We start from the raw sequence: 14024 nt of genomic DNA on the forward strand, positions 1-14024 counted from the left end.
CGAGTCGCCGCCACCAGTCGACCGGGTTGCATCTTCACGTCCGGACCGTCAGATCGTGGAGCACCGGTCGCTACGCCGGAGGCGTGCGGCGGTGGGCAAGATGCTGCTCGTCGCCAGCGTCGCCGCCGCCGGGGTCGGGGTCGGGTATGCGGCCGCGCCGCATACCGCCAGTCCGACCGGGGCGCAGGCGACAGAGCCCAGTACGACGATGGTCTACGCGAACGACCCTGCCTTCCGGCAGTTCGCGGCAGCCGGCCAGATGCGTTGTACAAGCCTGGGCCCTTTGCAGGCCAGGTGCACTGACGTCGACCGGCTGGTGATGTACAGCGAGGCAGCCATCTCGCCGAACTCGATTGCGTACACGTTCAGTTACGGAACCGAGCGGATCTACCTCATGGCGTTCCGCAGCACCGCCGACGCGCAGGAGTGGGCGAAGGAGAGCGGTACGCAGAAGGCGCTGGACAACGTGAGTACGGTGTCGCGATTCGTGCTGTGGGGCACTGACGCGCCCCGGTTGCGGGAGTATCACGACCTGATCGTTCAGTCCGTCCAACAGAGCCAGGCACCTGCGGTGTCGGCTGGGCTGACTGTGGAAATGCCAGAGCGCCTGGCCGCGCTCGCGTTCGGCACGCTGGGGGTTTCACCAGCCCGGGTTGAACGGATCGGGTCCGTGTCGAACAGCACGATGTCGAGCCTGGCCGCGGCGGTTCGTCTGATACTGGGCGGAGAGCCGAACGCAGGCCCAACGCCGCGTACCAACGCGCTGGCCGACGGGTCGCTGGTCACGTCCATGCTCGGTGGGGGCCCCGGGGGCGGAGGCGCACCGACGTCGCCCACGGCGGAACCGCAGGCGTCGGCTTCGGACGGACCGACAACGCAGCCGAAGACGCCGCTCCCGCCGTCATCGACAAAGCCTGGTCCGGCCGACAGCAAGCAGGCCGTGCCGCTGGTTCCGAGCGGGAAGTCCCCGGCCCCTACACCGCAGGCGGTGGAGCCAGAGACGCCCCGGACGGTCGGCACGGAACAGCCACCGACATCGCTGCCGGCCCAACCTCCGGTGACGAACCCTGGTGCCGCGACGGACCCGACTTCATCCGGAAGCCCGTCGCCAACGGACACTCCCACCAACAACCCGTCCCTGGCGCCGGCCGAGCGCCAACCCCCATCCCCTACAGGCGGTCCGCCGCCGACGGGCCGCCCGGACGGTCGGCCGATCACCGACCCGGCCCGAGATGTCGACGCCGAAAGCCGGCTCCTAGAAGGGCGCCCGGGCGCTGTCCTGGGACCAGGCGGAGGAGTTGTCGACCGTGGCCGTCCAGGGGTCGTTGTCCGACGCGGCCGGGCCCGTACGGCTGGCACGGGTGACCTTCGCGGTGGCCGACCTCAGGCTCGGTCCCACTTCGTCGACCTCCATCTCGAAAACCGTCCGCTTCTCCCCGGCACTGGTCTCGTATGAACGCTGGCGAAGCCGGCCGTGGACGATGACGCGCATGCCGCGCTGAAGCGACTCGGCGGCGTGCTCGGCCTGCTGACGCCAGACGTTGCAGGTCAGAAACAGAGCGTCCCCGTCCTTCCACTCGTTGGCCTGCCGGTCGAAGGTGCGCGGTGTAGAAGCGATACGGAACTTGGTGACCGCCGCTCCGGAGGGCGTGAAGCGCAGGTCGGGGTCGTCGACGAGGTTGCCGACGAGGGTGATGGCGGTCTCTCCTGCCACGAGTGTTCTCCTCCGTCTCAGCGGGCCGCGAGGGCGGCGATCTTGGCGCGGGTACGGGGGCCGGCGACGCCGTCCGCGCGGCCGAGGCCGGGGTGCTTGCGGATCACATCGTTCACCGCCGCCGTCGTCTGCGGTCCGTAGAAGCCGGTCACCGGCAGGCGGTGGCCGATCCGGTTGAGCTGCGTCTGGAGGGTCTTCACCTCGGCGCTGCGGGCACCCGGCTTGAGGCTGGCTGTCTGGTTGGCCGGGGGGACGGAGGCGGCGTTGGCGATGCGGGCGCGGGTCTTCGGGCCGGCAATGCCGTCCGCCGGGCGGAGACTGGGGTTGAGGCGGACGAAGTCGTTGACGGCGTTCGTGGTGAGCGGTCCGAAGTAGCCGGTGGCGGGCAGCTGGTAGCCGATCCGGTTGAGCTGGCGCTGCAGCTCCTGGACCTCGGGGCCGCACGCGCCCGGCGCGAGCGAGCCTGCCGCCGTGGGGCTGCCGGTCCCGGTGGTCGTCCCGGCGGCGAGGGCGGCGATCTTGGCGCGGGTGCGGGGGCCGGCGACGCCGTCCACCTGGCCGAGGCCGGGGTGCTTGCGGATCACGTCGTTCACCGCCGCCGTCGTCTGCGGTCCGAAGTAACCGGTCACCGGCAGGCGGTGGCCGATCCGGTTGAGCTGGCGCTGCAGCTCCTGGACCTCGGGGCCGCGCGCGCCCGGCGCGAGCACTCCCAAGGGACGGGTGGGCTGCGGGTCCGGCTGCGGGTCGGGGCTGGGCTCGCTGGTGGTTCCGCCGGGCGGGGTGACGGGCTTGGCGTCGTCGGGCAGGGTGATGCTCTGTCCCGGCTTGATCTGGTTGGGGTCGGTGATCTGCGGGTTCGCGTCGAGCAGGTGCCCGAGGGTGATGCCGGCGAGCGCGGCGACGGCGGAGAGGGTGGCGCCGGCCCAGATGACGACGCGTCGGGCGGTGCTCGGCGGTGTGGGGCCGCCGGAGCCCGCGCCGGCGAGGGAGAGCAGGGTCGCGAAGTCGAGGTTGCCGGGGTCGCCGTGGTCGTTCTCCGGGACGTGCTGGTGCCCGCACCAGCCGCGGAAGGAGTTCCACGCGGCGAAGGAGAGGCGGACGCCGTTGCGGCCGTAGGAGTCCGGGTAGGGGGCCCACTGGGCAGGGCCGTCGAGCGGGATGCCGTTGTGGTCGCGGTGCCAGGCCATGAACGTGGCGAGGTCGCGCAGCGCCCAGTCCGGGGCCTCGGGCCAGAAGATGTGCTGGATGCCCTGGGCTGTCCACCGGCGGTGGGTGGCGGGGTCGCAGGTGCCGATCAGCTCGATCTGCACGGCGCCGGCGGTGTTGGTCTCGACGCCGCCGGGGGCGTTGACGAGGGCGCGGGCAGAGTGGTCGAACGGGAAGTGCTGGCGGAAGAGCAGGCGGCGGGCGGCGAAGTCGGGCTTCGCGGTGATGTGGGGGGCCTCGGCGCCGCCGCTGTAGTCGGGCCAGCCGGTTCCCTCGGTGGTGTGCAGGACGCCGCACCTGGGGGTCATGTAGCTGCCCGGGTAGTGGTCGGCGAACCACTGCGAGCGGTCGGCGCCCGGGTAGAGCGTGTCGGTCATGCTGCGCCCCTTCGTGATGGTGAGGGGCGCAGCGTCGCGGCCGGCGGGGGCTAGTGTCTCGGGCTGTCGGGGGACGGTTCGGGCGGGTACTCCAGGGCGTGGAGGGTAACGGCCAGGCGGTCGGCGAGCTGGTCGGCGTCGACTGCGTCGGCCGGGGCGGTGGTGATGGTCTCCTCGGGGGCCTGGTCCTTGCCCCAGTGGGCGCGGTGCTGGCGTTCCAGGTAGAAGCTGATGGCCTTGAAGTCGGGGGCCGCGCGGTCGGTGACGGTCTCCTCGATGATCTGGCCGGTCTCCGGGTCCCGGGCCTTGCGGGTGGTCTCCTTGATGACGAAGCCGCCGTTGATGAGGCGGCGTAGCTGAACGACCGCGCCGGCGTGGGCGAGTTCGCGGGCCTGCTCGATGCGTTCGAGGAGGGCGAGGTAGTCGTGCTCGCCGGGCTGAGGCGGTTCGCCCTGGCGGCGCCGGTCGGCTTCCTCGCGGCCGCGAGCGAGCCAGCGCAGGAAGGACGCCTTGTGGACTCCGGCGACGGCGGCCGCGGTCTCGACGGGCATGCCCTGGCGGGTGGCTTCAATGAGTTTCTGCTCGGTGTCGGAGGTGAGCAGGCGCCGGCGGCCGCGGCCGCTCCCGTGGGGGGCGGCCGGGCCGTGGCGCGGCTTGCGGCGGGTCATGGGGCGGCGGTGGGTCAGCTTCGACGGGGCGTGAACTGGTCGCCACAGGTCGGGCAGGTGATCGGGTGCGGGCCTTCGCCGTCGTCGTTGAAGGCGGTGTCGTCCCCGAGGTCGGGGGTGAGCACGAGGGCGGGTTCTTCGCCGAGGGCTTCGGCGGGCGCCGAGCGCAGGAGGTTCTCCATCTCGTCGTCGGTGTAGGCGAGGGAGTCGAAGAGGCTGGCGTCGGTGGTGACGAGGTCTTCGAGCATGCCGGCGAGCATGCGGCGGTCCCAGTCGGCCTGCGTGGTGATGCGGTTGAGCTTGATGATCAGCGCGTCGGCTTCGGCGTCGGTGCGGGAGGACCATCCTCGGGTGACGGGCAGGAGCCAGGAAGCATCGTCGTCGAGGAGTACGCCGTCCGGGACGGGTTCGCCGGCCTCGTACATCTCGACGAGGGCTTCGTGACGGCCGTGGCCCGCGATGCTGCGGCCGGTGCGCTCGTCGACCAGGACGGGGTCGACGAAGCCGTGGTCACGGATGCTCGCCTTGATGAGCGGCAGTTCGTGGAGCTTGGGGTTGCGGGTGGCGGGGGTGAGGGCCTGGAGCGGCATGTAGGCGATCCAGCGTGGTGCCTGGACGGGCGGTGTGGTCACTCGCGGGCCCTCTTCTCTTCGGGGGGTCGGGCGGTCGCGGGGGCGGGGCTCAGTGGTGACCGCGGGTTCCAACCGCGCGCCCCGCTCACTGTGTGGGGCAACCAGGAGGCCGTCAGCCGTCGCTCCCGCGACCGGTGTTGCTCCGGACCTTCCCCTTGCTTCCCGGGTGGGGTGGGTCCGGGGCCGTGGGATGGGCGCCGGTGCGCGCGGTGGCGGTCCGTCCCAGGGCCGGCCCGGACGGTAGAGGGTGTGGATCCTAACGTCCATCGCCAATCATTCTTCATGTTACAGTTATGGGTGTTGGGTCAGCCCAGCAGCCCGGGGTCTGTAACGCCCTGGGGCCGTTCGTCGTACCCCCAGGTGTACGACCCGGCACGAGCACGTCCGGGAGAGCACCCGGACCCACCGAGAGGACACCCCATGACCGACCAGCAGGAACCTCACTTCACACCGCCCACTCTCGCGGACCTCAGCCAGCGGGCCACCATGCTGAACCTGATGGCCGGCCGCTTCAAGGAGCTCGCGGCGGTGGCAACGACCGACTTCAAAGCGGCGGCGCTCAAGCAGTACGAGGCGGAGGGCGTGAAGTCGGTCACCACCAAGATCGGTGGAGAGAAGGTCATCACCTGGACCGTGAAGGAGCCGAAGGCCTCCGGCACGGTGGTGGTCGCCGACCGTTCCGCGCTGACGGACTGGGTACACGTCAACCACCCCGAGCACGCAGGATGGGAGGCGACGATCATCGGCGCGTTCGAGACCGTGCTTCTCGGCTTGGCTGTCTTCGACAAGGAGAGCGGCACAGTCGTCCACAGGGACACCGGGGAGGTCTTGCCCGGCCTGGCGTGGACGCCCTCGCCGCCGCCGTCGAGCATCGCGCCGTCGTGGACGAAGGACGGCCGCGAACAGGTCATGGAGCACCTGCGCACCGGCGCGATCGCGGAACTGATGGCCACTGCGCTCCAGCTTGAGCAGGGAGAAGGCTGATGTTCCCGGTCACCCAGTTCCCGAGGGCTCTCTGCCGCCGCGTCGACCCAGACACGATGTTCCCCAACCTGAAGGACGCCGAGGGCATCGCCGAGGCCAGGGAGACCTGCGTGTTCTGCCCGCACCGCGCCGAGTGCCTGGAGGCCGCGCTCTCCCTCACCCCCGCACGGGACGCGGGCGTGCGCGCCGGAACCACCAAGGAAGAACGGCGGAAGATCCGGCGCAACCGCGCGGCCGCCGCGCGCAAGGAGCAGCAGGCAATCGCCGCCTGACCCTGCCGCTCCGAACCACTCGCCCGACCGGAACCTGTCCGGCCGGGCCCCATCCGAGGACAAGATCTTGAGCACCGCCCTGCCCGACGCGGCCCGCCCGCCGCTGCCCACCGCCCCGAAATCGTGCTGCGCGCACTGCCGGCAGCACCGGGCCGCGCTCGACGCGGGGCTGTCCGCGCCCGCGCTCCGTATGCTGTCCGCCATCGTGCTGCGGACCCCGGGCGACACCGCGTGCTCCGGCGCGGCGGCGGCCGCCGGCCTGACTCCCTACCAGGCGCGACCGCTGCTGGGCGAGCTGGTCCGCTCCGGCCTGCTGGCCAGGCAGCGGTTGCGACGGGCCCGGACCACCGTCACCACGTACAGCGTCAAGGGGGCGGTCCGATGAGTCTGGATCCCCTGCTGTGGGCGCTGAAGGACTCGCCGACCTCGGACCCGTTCGAGCGGTTGATCCTGATCACTCTCGCCGAGAAGGCTGACTCGGACGGCTGCAACGCGTTCCCATCGAAGTCAACTCTGGCTCGGGCTGCGCTGTGCGACGTGAAGACGGTGGGACGCAAGCTCGCCCAGCTCAGGCAGCGTGGTCTGATCGGCGAAGGGGACCAGAGCGCGGCGCGGCACATCCCGGAGCGCTACCGCCCGGTGGTCTACGACCTGCAAATCCCGCTCTCGTGGTTCGGTTACCGGATAGACCGGGTGAACGAGGAACGGGAGCAGAAGGGGCTCGCGCCGCTCACCGCCCGGTCGCGGCCGGACATCGCGCCGGCGCCTACTCGCAGCCGTCGCAGCGACTTCGGCCGGAAGCGCCCGGTGGGCAACGAGGAGCCTGCTGCGGAAGGGCCCTCGGAGCCGACGGACTCTCAGTCCCCCCTGGAAGAAGAACACGGAGGGGGGACTGAGAGTCCCGGCAGGGGGGACTCTCAGTCCGTTCAGGGGGGACTTGAAGACCCCCAAATAGCCCCTATAACTCTCCCCGGTCACCCGCCCCCAGGTGCGGACCCCGCTGACGTGCACGGTCAGGCCGACGCCGAGCTGGGCGCGCCGGCCGGCGGGGACGGCAAGCCGCCCCGCCCGAAGTCCAACAAGCGGGAGAACACCGACCGCCGCCGGGCGGACCGGACGGCGGAACAAGCGAGGCTCGACCAACTCGCGCGGGATGGTGCCACAAGGTGGTGGGAGCACGCCCAGGCCGAGTTCGGTCCGTGGGCGGGCGCCAAGAACGGCTTCCCGATGCTGATGGGGATGATCAAGCGCGCCGCCGACGCCGGGTACACGAAACAGCAGATCTGGGCCGCGCTGCTCGCCTGCGGCAAGCATGTTCCCTCGGCGCAACAGTGGCAGGCCGCTCTCGGCACGGCCGCCGGAAAGGCCGTACAGCAGGGACGGCGCGGTGCGGCGCCGATGTACGACGATGCCGCCTCCCACCCCCAGTCGGAGCAGCAGGCCGCGAAGCCAGCGGCCGACGAGCTGCTGAACGCGCTGAACAGCCGGTGAAGGGCGGACCCGACATGGTTGCCTCGATCGCGGAGCTGACGCTCGGACGGGAACTGACGGCCGCGGACACTGCGGCCACGGTCAAGGCGCTGGCGATCCGCCAGGCACGCGGGGTGATGGCCAGGGGGACGATGGAGCAGCGCGCTCGCGGCACGGTGCCGGTGCAGGACGGCGTGGTGTGGGAGCGGCCGGACGAGTACCGGTTGGGCATCTACGTAACGGCCTGGCTCAAGAGCCTGGAGCGGGCCCGGCATCGGGCCTACCTTCGGCACCACGTCTGCGTGCCGCCCGGCGGACTGCCCGAGGGTGGGGTGCTGCTCGACGACGACCAGCATCCCCAGGCCCTCGCCTACTGGGTGAAGCGGATCGCCGCCGGCCAGGAAACCAAGCAGCACCTGATCGCCTTCGGAAACGTGGGCTCGGGTAAGACGGCCGCGGCGATCGCCCTCGGGTCGCTCGCCGTCCAGGCCGGGATCATGACCCGGTACGTCCGGCACGGCGACTACGTGCGCTGGCTACGTCCTGACGGGGCACCGGCCGGGCTCACGGCGCTCCAGGTCAGGGAGTTCCACGACCGGTGCAAGCTGCTGATCCTGGATGAACTGTGCGGTGAGATGGACGGCCAAGCGACCGAGGCCGTACGCCAGGCGACCGGCGACCTGCTGTCCGCGCGGATCGCTTCCGGCCTGCCGACCGTGATCGCCACCAATCTGCACTCCGCGCAGATCGCGAAGGTCCTCGGCGACCGGATCGTCTCCCGGCTCGGGGAAAGCGCCATGGCGCTGGAGTTTCTGCGTCCGGACCGCCGTGAGCCGGTGCGGTGGTGACCCGTCGACCCGGGCCGGCGCGCCGCCGGTTCACAGCCAGGGTGGCTAAGGTGCGAGGGGAGACCACGAGAGGACGCTCCCCCATGCCCGAGTACGGCCCGGCAGCCCGCGCCCAGGTGGCCGCGGCGGTTGCCCAGCGCGATGTCGCCCAGTTCGCTGCCGCTCTGGTGGGCACCACGTCGACCCGCCGGCCAGCCAGAGACCGGATCCGGGAGGTCAGGCACCTGCGGGCGTTGGCGCTTGAAGCACTGGACCGCACGGTGATCACAGCGCGCCTGGAGGGGACGAGCTGGGAGGAACTGGGCGCGGCACTGCTGTTGGACCCGGATACCGCGCGGGTCCGGTACGAGGCGGCGGTGACGCGGTGGTCGGCTCCGGGCGGTTCAGCGGCGAGCGGCCCAGGCGATCCCGGTGACCCGGACGTGGCGGGGACAGCAGAGCTTCTCGACGCCTGGTACGCAGCGGCCAACGTGGCGTTGGACCCGCAGGTCGATGAGCCGGTCGACCGGCCGGTCTCAAGAATCCTCCACCCCTGATAATCATTTTACATGTTACACTTAAGGAGGGGATCTAAGGCTGCCCGACCCGGCAGCATCACCGGGCCAGCAACCCGGACAACCGAGAGGACACCCGTGACACTCCTGCTCCCGCCTCGCCGCCTTGATCGTGCAGTCGACGAGCCCAGCGGCGTCCCCGCCTTCCCCCGGCTGCTCCTGGCCGGCGTCGAGAAGGCCGGCAAGACGTACGAGGCGGCTCTGGCATCGAACTCCGACCTGGTCGGCACGACGTACTGGCTGGAACTGGGCGAGGACTCCGCCGACGAGTACAAGCAGTTGGGTCCCTACCGGATCGTCCGTCATGACGGCAGCTACATGGATTTTCTCGACGCCGTTCGCTACGCCGTGGCCCAGCCGCGCGGTGCCGACGGCAAACCCAACCTGATCGTGGTCGACTCCGCCAGCATGCTCTGGGAGCTGCTGTGCGACGAACAGACCGCGGTGGCCCGCCGGCGGGCCACCGAGCGCGGCGCGGCACCGGACAGCGAGCTGACCATCACCGCGGACCAATGGCAGAAGGCGAAGAACCGGTTCAAGGACGTCATCAACACCCTCAAGTACCACGACGGTCCGGTGCTGATCACCGCCCGGCTGGAGGACGTCGTGCTCTTCGACGGGGACAAGCCCACACGGGACCGGGCATGGAAGGTGAAGTCGGAGAGGTCGCTGCCGTTCGAGTGCACGGCGGTCGTCCAGCTCCGGGCCCGGGACTCGGCGTTCCTGACCGGCGTGCGCTCCCTGAACCGGGATTTGAGCGCCGCCCACATCCGCCCCCTGCCCGGCTTCAACGTCGACAAGCTGTTCCGCGACCTCGGGATGGACAAGCGGGTCGCCCGCTCGACCTACCGCGCATCGCACCCGGAGGCCATCATCCGGGAACAGGCCGAAGGCCTGGACATGCTCGATGACCTGCCGGACGACCCGTCCGACGACCAGCTGACCAAGTTGATCATGCTCTCCTTCGGCACCCAGCAGCCCGAGTACCTGCACCGCCTCACCGCGTTCTACGGCCACCAGATGCTGAGCCGCCGCAAGGTCGCCGGCAAGGACGGGCCGGTGTCGGCAGCCGACGCCATCGAGCGCGCGCTCAACGCCCTGGCGAACAAGGCCGGGACGGCCTCCCCGCAGCCGCCGTCCCAGGCCCAGGACGCGTTTGGGGCCTCCGGGTTCTCCAGCCCGGGAACCGAGCAGCCGCGCTGCACCGTCCCGGACTGCCCCACCCCAAAGAACTGCGTCCGCCCGTACGCCAACGGCGCCCGCTGCGAACAGCACGGCCCCCGGCAGGATGCCGGCCGCGACGCCGGACCAACCGCTGAGGAGCACCAGATGCCGAAGCAGCCAGTACCGGTCCACCCGGCACAGATGCTGCGCGACGAAGCGGCCGCCCAAGCCCGGGTGCTCGGCCTCAGCGTCGACAAACACCTGGCGGAACTGGCTCCCCCCGGCAGCACCGCGAGCCAGCTGCCGCCTACGCGGCTGGGCGGGCACCTGCTCAGGTGGCGGCCGGTCGTGGTCACCGCGCTGCGCGACAAGGGACACGATGACCTCGCCGAGCAATACGCGAAGCTCGGCACCAGGGTGCCGACCCGGGAAGCCGCCGAGATCCTGAACTCGGCGGCCGCGCAGTAAGACCGGTGACGGGAAGGGGCCAGCCGATCCGGCTGGCCCCTCGTGGAGTTCTACGGCCTGCTGCCGGTCCTTGCCCGGCGGGCGTTCTTCGTGGCCCGGCGCAGCCGGGCCACCTCTTCTTCCTCCTCGTGCCGGAGGCGGGTGTACTCGGCGGGGAACATGTCGGCCAGGCGGCGGCGAGCCCGCTGCGCCGGGTTGCGGCCGCGGTCGATTCGACCGGCGGCCCGGGCGGCGTCGCCGGCGGCGATCACCTGGGCGAGCTGCTGCTCCTGTTCAAGGGCGGTGCGCAGTTGGCGGACCCGCTTGGTGTAGGCGTTGCGGGACTCGCCGTCGGCCTGGACCACGTGGTGGTTGGCGAGCAGTCGTTCTGTGGTCCGCGCGACGCGTTTGACGACTTCGGGGCTGCGGAACACGGTCGCCAGTTGGTTGGCCTGGGGGTGCGTCACGAAATCGATCAGCATGTCGGCGAATGCCTGGTCGGGTGCTGCCGCCAGGGCGGCCGCCATCTGGTTCGGTGTGGCGGTCACGGTGCCGATCCCCCTCGGTTGTGCTGGAGCGCGTTCGGGCGGCGGCCCGCCAGCCCGTTCCCGTCCGTGTGCCGGATCACCGCGTAGCTGCGCTCCCCGGCCCCGGTTCGCGCCCGAGGGCACTGCCGGTGGGCTCGGTTACTCGCGTCCCCGCGCCGAAAGGACACCCTCTACCGGATATCGGGAGAAAGCGAACTTCGCGGGGGCTTTCGCCTCGACGGTGGGTGGGCGGCGGGCCGCCTGGTTGGAATGCTACGGGCTGCTCGCCGGAATCAGGAATCGCTCCCGTTGACGGGCTCGCGCAACCGCTTCTTGAGCTTGTCCAGGGTCTCGTCGGAGGTGTCGAAGGTGAGGTTCGAGAGATCGACGCGGGCGGGCGGTACGGGGCTGGTGGCGATCTCGATCTTGGGCGCGATGCCGGAGCGGTGCCAGAGCGCGGCGTAGGAGACCTCGGAGGCGGCGAACACCGCGACGATGGCGGTCAGCAGCGCACCGGGGCGGACGGGATCGCTGAAGCCTCCCTGCGCAGCCACGGTTGCGGCGCCGGAGATACCCGCGAGGACGCCGACGATCATCTGCTTGGCCTTAGGGGACCAGTGCGGGCGCAGCACGATGGCGGCGAGGATGGGGAGAACGGAGCCGACGGCGGCGCCGTAGCCGGCGCTGTGGACGACCAGGCTGTCGAGGTTCATGTAGGCCTTCCGGGTTGGGTTTCGGGTCGGAGGGCACGGTGGCGGGCGGGCCTGGTTTGTGTCGTGTCCTCAGGGGTCCAGGTCCGCGCGGATCGGGTCCTCGGGGGTGGGGTGGGTGGCTCCGAGGGAGGCGAGTTGGGCACGCAGGAGGCGGATGTAGCGGATCGCAGAGTCGCGCCACCGACGGTGGTCCTCTGCCATGCGGTCGAGCTTCTCGGCCTGCCGGGCCTGGCCGGTCTCCAGCGCGCTGATCCGCCCACGTAGTTCGGCACGCTCGGCCCGGTGTTCGGCGTAGAGCGCGACGAAGCCCGCCTGGAGGGCTTCAGCGGCGGAGGCGGCGGCCGCGGCTTCGGCGGTCTCCGCGTCGGCCTCGGCCTGAACCTCGACGGACTCGGCCTGAACCACGGCGACGTGTTCGTCGGCGGCCGCCCTCCGGCTAGCCTGGCGGGCGGCGAGCCAGCCGCTGGCGATCACCCCGAGCAGGGCGCACACCGGTGTGGCGACCGCAGTGATCGTCTCGGTGGTCGCCAAGCTCAGTCGCCTTTCTCGGGTGATCAACAGAGTGAACGGGGATATGGCCTGGGCGTCGTGTTCGCTCGGACAGCCCTCGCGGGGGTTAAGAGTGGCGACCTGGGGCGGTTGCGTCGCGTGCTTGGGTCTTCACCTGTCAGTCGACCACTGACCAGCGGACAGTGCTGAAGCTCAGCCAACCGCCGAGGCCACCGCTGGCGTTCCACGTCTCGATGTCCCCGTTGGTCTGGATGTAGAGCCGGGCCCCGGTGTTGCTGTAGGTGGCGACGTCGAAGACCTCGCCAGCCCGGGGGCGCAGGGCGGCGTCGTCGATCGTAGCGATCACGCCGCCGGTGAACCCTGAGGGGATGTACGCGATCCCGCGCATGGCAACCCAGCCGTCGGGCAACATCTTGAGGCCGACGCTCCGCCAACCGGACCCAAGCTGTCCGCAGCCGTTCTTGAACGTCGGGGTGACCCAGCTGGTGGTGTTCTTGATGATCCCGCCGCCGTCGAGCTTGATGTCACCGCCTTGGACGCGCAGGCCGGCCTTCGTCTGAAAGAGGACTTCCCCGAGGAGGGCCTTCATCGTCAGCCCGTTGGCGTCGAAGAACAGGCTGGCGGACTGGTCTGCAAGCTGGACGAACCAGGCATCGGGGTTGAAGTAGATCTGTGCGGCCTTGTACCCGTCGGCCGCGTTGCGGCGCACGCTCTGGGTGATCGCGGCTGGGGTGGTGTCCGTACCCGCGATGCCTCTGATCATCGTCTCGCCGCCGAGGCGGCCGTCGCCGTTCACGAAGAACGTGAAGTTGCCGTAGCTCGGGAAGCCGGTGGGTTGGCCGTCAATGGTGGCTGGCCCGCCCGATCCCAGCCACAGCGTGGGGGTGTGCGATCCGTCGGCGTTGAGCTGGGGTGCGGTCAGGCGGGTCATGGGGGTGCTGCCGTCGGTTGTGGCACGAACTTCCGCGGTCAGTCGGGCGGGCTTCTGCTCCGCGCCGGCACCGGAGTAGAGCAGCACGGAGGGGCTGGCGCTGCCGTTCGTCGGGTCTAGTGGGGACAGGAGGACGCGGCGGCCGGTGAGGGCGGTCTGGACGGTGGAGCCGACCAAGGTGACACCGGTGATTGTCTTGCCGTCGACGGCGTCGGCGGACAGTTGGGCGGCGGTGACAGCACCCGCCGCGATCTGCCCTGCGGTGATGGCGTTCGCGGCGATCTTGTCGCTGGTGATCGACAGTGCCTTGATCTCGCGGCCGGTGATGGCGGCGGCCGCGATGGTACCGGCGGTGACAGCGTCGGTGGCGATCTTGCCGGCGATGACCGCCCCGGCAGCGATCTTGCTGGCGGTGACGGCGTCGGTGGCGATCTTCCCGGCGACGATGCTGCTCGCGGCGAGTTCGTCCGCGGTGACCGCTCCGGCGGCGAGCTTGGCGGTGGTGACCGCCCCTGAGGTGAGTTCGCGAGCGGTGACGGTGTTGACAGCGATGGTGCCTGGGGTGACCGAGTCGGCGGCGAGCTTGCCCGCGGTGACGGCCTCCTGGCCGATCTTCGCGGCGGTCACGGCGGCGGCCTGGATGGCGGCGGAGTTGATCGCTCCGACGGCGACCTTGGTGGCGGTGACGGCGCTGTTGGCGAGTTGGAGTTCGCCGATGATGCCGTTGACGAGGTCGTCGGTGACGACCTTGAGCGGGGTGCCCTGGGTGGCGGCGCTGGCGGGGCCTCTGGCGCCAGCGGCGTTGACGGCGACCAGGCGTATCCACAGCGGGGTGTAACCGGTGGTGGCCAGGGTGATGCTGGCGCCGGCGGCCGCGAGGGTCGCGGCCATGGTCTGCGGGCCTGGTGTGAGGTCTGCGGCGGTGCCGGCATGGACTTCGACGTGGGAGAAGTTCAGCGGGGAGTTGTAGGCGTCGGCCCACTGCCCGTCCCAGGTGACTTTCAAGG

General features: G+C 70.7%; 14 protein-coding genes and 1 pseudogene. 7 read left to right on the plus strand and 8 right to left on the minus strand.

The features are described 5' to 3' along the window. Positions 1-1255 precede the first annotated feature (1255 nt). Genes A6F73_RS38535 through A6F73_RS41180 form a run of 4 tightly spaced genes read right to left on the minus strand, consistent with a single transcriptional unit; the run spans position 1256 to position 4597 of the window. On the minus strand, positions 1256-1714 hold the full coding sequence (locus A6F73_RS38535) for a single-stranded DNA-binding protein (protein WP_063353125.1): 459 nt from the start codon (positions 1712-1714) through the stop codon (positions 1256-1258). Positions 1715-1731: 17 nt separating this feature from the next. Next, positions 1732-3297 carry a peptidoglycan-binding protein gene (locus A6F73_RS38540; RefSeq protein WP_063353126.1) on the minus strand — a complete coding sequence of 522 codons (1566 nt, stop codon included), beginning with the start codon at positions 3295-3297 and terminating at the stop codon, positions 1732-1734. A 50-nt stretch (positions 3298-3347) separates the two neighbouring features. After that, positions 3348-3965 (minus strand): hypothetical protein, encoded by a 618-nt coding sequence (locus A6F73_RS38545; protein WP_063353127.1) that lies wholly within the window; start codon positions 3963-3965, stop codon positions 3348-3350. A 14-nt stretch (positions 3966-3979) separates the two neighbouring features. Then, positions 3980-4597 carry a ParB N-terminal domain-containing protein gene (locus tag A6F73_RS41180; protein ID WP_244293888.1) on the minus strand — a complete coding sequence of 206 codons (618 nt, stop codon included), beginning with the start codon at positions 4595-4597 and terminating at the stop codon, positions 3980-3982. 420 nt (positions 4598-5017) lie between these two features. Here A6F73_RS41180 and A6F73_RS38555 point away from each other — a divergent pair, with 420 nt between their 5' ends. The 7 genes from A6F73_RS38555 (at position 5018) to A6F73_RS38585 (ending at position 10357) form a co-directional block, all read left to right on the plus strand. Beyond that, positions 5018-5581, plus strand: coding sequence for a hypothetical protein (locus A6F73_RS38555; protein WP_063353129.1), 564 nt, complete (start codon positions 5018-5020; stop codon positions 5579-5581). Continuing rightward, positions 5581-5853, plus strand: a complete 273-nt coding sequence (locus A6F73_RS38560; RefSeq protein WP_063353130.1) for a WhiB family transcriptional regulator — start codon at positions 5581-5583, stop codon at positions 5851-5853. Before A6F73_RS38555 ends, A6F73_RS38560 begins: the two co-directional genes overlap by 1 nt. Positions 5854-5920: 67 nt before the next feature. Further along, positions 5921-6238, plus strand: a complete 318-nt coding sequence (locus tag A6F73_RS38565) for a FaeA/PapI family transcriptional regulator (protein ID WP_063353131.1) — start codon at positions 5921-5923, stop codon at positions 6236-6238. Then, positions 6235-7344 (plus strand): helix-turn-helix domain-containing protein, encoded by a 1110-nt coding sequence (locus A6F73_RS38570; protein WP_063353132.1) that lies wholly within the window; start codon positions 6235-6237, stop codon positions 7342-7344. The genes A6F73_RS38565 and A6F73_RS38570 overlap by 4 nt, the downstream gene beginning before the upstream one ends. Before the next feature lie 14 nt (positions 7345-7358). Next, a complete protein-coding gene (locus A6F73_RS38575) occupies positions 7359-8171 on the plus strand; it encodes an ATP-binding protein (RefSeq protein WP_159398775.1) in 813 nt (270 codons plus the stop codon). 83 nt (positions 8172-8254) lie between these two features. Further along, the gene (locus A6F73_RS38580; protein ID WP_063353134.1) at positions 8255-8707 is read left to right on the plus strand and encodes a hypothetical protein; all 453 of its coding nucleotides are present in this window, start codon (positions 8255-8257) and stop codon (positions 8705-8707) included. A 96-nt stretch (positions 8708-8803) separates the two neighbouring features. Continuing rightward, on the plus strand, positions 8804-10357 hold the full coding sequence (locus tag A6F73_RS38585; protein WP_063353135.1) for an AAA family ATPase: 1554 nt from the start codon (positions 8804-8806) through the stop codon (positions 10355-10357). Between the two features lie 50 nt (positions 10358-10407). Here A6F73_RS38585 and A6F73_RS38590 read toward each other — a convergent pair whose 3' ends face one another. From A6F73_RS38590 to A6F73_RS38605, 4 genes and pseudogenes are all read right to left on the minus strand, one after another. Continuing rightward, positions 10408-10884 (minus strand): hypothetical protein, encoded by a 477-nt coding sequence (locus tag A6F73_RS38590; protein ID WP_063353136.1) that lies wholly within the window; start codon positions 10882-10884, stop codon positions 10408-10410. A 272-nt stretch (positions 10885-11156) separates the two neighbouring features. Then, positions 11157-11576: a hypothetical protein gene (locus A6F73_RS38595; protein WP_063353137.1), complete on the minus strand. Its 420-nt coding sequence runs from the start codon at positions 11574-11576 to the stop codon at positions 11157-11159. Between the two features lie 69 nt (positions 11577-11645). Then, the gene (locus A6F73_RS38600) at positions 11646-12107 is read right to left on the minus strand and encodes a hypothetical protein (RefSeq protein ID WP_063353138.1); all 462 of its coding nucleotides are present in this window, start codon (positions 12105-12107) and stop codon (positions 11646-11648) included. Positions 12108-12243: 136 nt separating this feature from the next. After that, positions 12244-14024: pseudogene (locus tag A6F73_RS38605) on the minus strand (hypothetical protein); the annotation flags it as partial.

The sequence above is a fragment of the Streptomyces sp. MJM8645 genome (genome assembly GCF_001625365.1).
GTDB lineage: Bacteria > Actinomycetota > Actinomycetes > Streptomycetales > Streptomycetaceae > Kitasatospora.

Coding starts and splice junctions, on each gene's coding strand:
- A6F73_RS38540 (WP_063353126.1), bottom strand. CDS start 3,297: ATGACCGACACGCTCTACCCGGGCGCCGACCGCTCGCAGTGGTTCGCC.
- A6F73_RS38575 (WP_159398775.1), top strand. CDS start 7,359: ATGGTTGCCTCGATCGCGGAGCTGACGCTCGGACGGGAACTGACGGCC.
- A6F73_RS38580 (WP_063353134.1), top strand. CDS start 8,255: ATGCCCGAGTACGGCCCGGCAGCCCGCGCCCAGGTGGCCGCGGCGGTT.
- A6F73_RS38555 (WP_063353129.1), top strand. CDS start 5,018: ATGACCGACCAGCAGGAACCTCACTTCACACCGCCCACTCTCGCGGAC.
- A6F73_RS38595 (WP_063353137.1), bottom strand. CDS start 11,576: ATGAACCTCGACAGCCTGGTCGTCCACAGCGCCGGCTACGGCGCCGCC.
- A6F73_RS38570 (WP_063353132.1), top strand. CDS start 6,235: ATGAGTCTGGATCCCCTGCTGTGGGCGCTGAAGGACTCGCCGACCTCG.
- A6F73_RS38560 (WP_063353130.1), top strand. CDS start 5,581: ATGTTCCCGGTCACCCAGTTCCCGAGGGCTCTCTGCCGCCGCGTCGAC.
- A6F73_RS38545 (WP_063353127.1), bottom strand. CDS start 3,965: ATGACCCGCCGCAAGCCGCGCCACGGCCCGGCCGCCCCCCACGGGAGC.